This is a genomic window from Limnospira sp. (assembly GCF_051859755.1).
Lineage (GTDB): Bacteria > Cyanobacteriota > Cyanobacteriia > Cyanobacteriales > Microcoleaceae > Limnospira > Limnospira fusiformis.
Map to the genome: position 1 here is coordinate 1 of NZ_JBIMLI010000315.1, position 1619 is coordinate 1619.

Annotated in this window: 1 protein-coding gene and 1 pseudogene; both read right to left on the reverse strand. The window is 48.8% G+C overall.

All coding sequences use genetic code 11. The annotated features are described in order from the left end of the window. On the reverse strand, positions 1 to 1488 hold a 1488-nt coding region (locus ACTIE0_RS24235; protein WP_439517034.1), incomplete at its 3' end, for an SBBP repeat-containing protein. A gap of 29 nt (positions 1489 to 1517) precedes the next feature. After that, a pseudogene (locus ACTIE0_RS24240) lies at positions 1518 to 1619 on the reverse strand (RNA-guided endonuclease TnpB family protein); the annotation flags it as partial.

Consider the following 1619-nt stretch of genomic DNA (forward strand, 5'->3'; position numbering starts at 1 on the left):
CGGGTCAGGACCGGGAGCATACCAGAGAATATCTGTGATTCCCGAACCATTAAAGTCGCCCGCTATGGGAATATAATAACCATTAATCATGAACAAACGACTCCCATAACTACCATCTGCATGAAAGTACCACATAAAATCCGGGTCAGGACCGGGAGCATACCAGAGAATATCTGTGATTCCCGAACCATTAAAGTCGCCCGCTATGGGAATATAATCACCGTTGAGAGGTAACAATGGGTCGATAAATTCCGGTGGCGGCGGTACAGGTTCCGCTACAGTCCCATCGACTATCACCCTAACAAAGGCATTTCCGGCCATATAAATAGACCCATCAATTCCCGTGGTGAGGTCATTAACTGTGTCCCAGTCATTGCTGGCTAACAGCCTTGTCCACGCCAAAGCGCCATCAGTTTCGTATTTGGCGATAAACCCATCGGAGTAACCACGATTCATTTCCTCAGCCAGGTTGCCTTGAGTCCAACCCGCCATATAAATAGACCCATCAAGGCCGGTGGTGAGGGCATTGGCTTGGTCAGCATTAGGGGTTCCCAACTGTGTTGTCCATACCAGAGCCCCATCCTCCGGTTCGTATTTGCTGATTAAGGCATTTCCGCCACGACTAAAAATTTCCTCGTTGATGTCGCCCTCGGTTAGACCAGCGACATAAATAAACCCATCAATTCCGGTGGTCAAGGCATGGGCTGCCCCCCAACCATTGCTTCCCAACAGTCTCGTCCATACCAGAGTCCCATCAGGTTCGTATTTGGCAATAAAGCCATCAGCACCACTCTGATTAATTTCCCCATTCAGGTCGCCCCAAGTCTCACCCGCCATATAAATAGACCCATCAAAGCCAGTGGTGAGGGCTCTGGCACCATCCCAATTACTGGTTCCTAACAGCCTTGTCCATGTCAGAGTCCCATCGGGTTCGTATTTGCTGATAAAGGCATCCGTGCCACCATTATTTATTTCCCCACCTAGGTCGCCGCTAGTAAAGCCAGCTACATAAATGGACCCATCAAGGCCGGTGGTGAGGGCATGGGCTATTTCCGACCTATTGCTTGCTAACCGGGTTGTCCATACCTGGCTGCCATCGGGTTCATACCGGGCGAGAAATACATCGTTTTCATTACTGGGAATTTCGTATGGCTGTCGAGGAATTTCTACAATCTGGTCACTCCGAGTCCAACCCGCCATATAAATAGACCCATCAAGGCCGGTGGTGAGGGCATTGCCATAAGAGTTAGAATAATTACCTCCCAACAGTCTTGTCCATACCAGAGTCCCATCGGGTTCATATTTGACAATGAAGCTATCAGTACCACTCTGATTGATTTCTCCATTCAGGTCCTCTCTAGTAGAACCTGTTATATAAATAGACCCATCAAGGCCGGTGGTGAGGGCATTGCCACCAGTTCCATAACTGGTTTCCAGTAGCCAGGTCTGGCTGAACTCTGGTGGCGTTGAAATCTGTACTGTTAGCATCTGTACTGTTAGCAGTTGTTCTGATACATTTACGCGACATTTTTCCGGCTGTTCCCTGACAATGCGACGATAGCACTATTACCCGTTAAGGTAACAGAGGCGGTATCCCGCAAAGCTTTTAGAAAGATTCC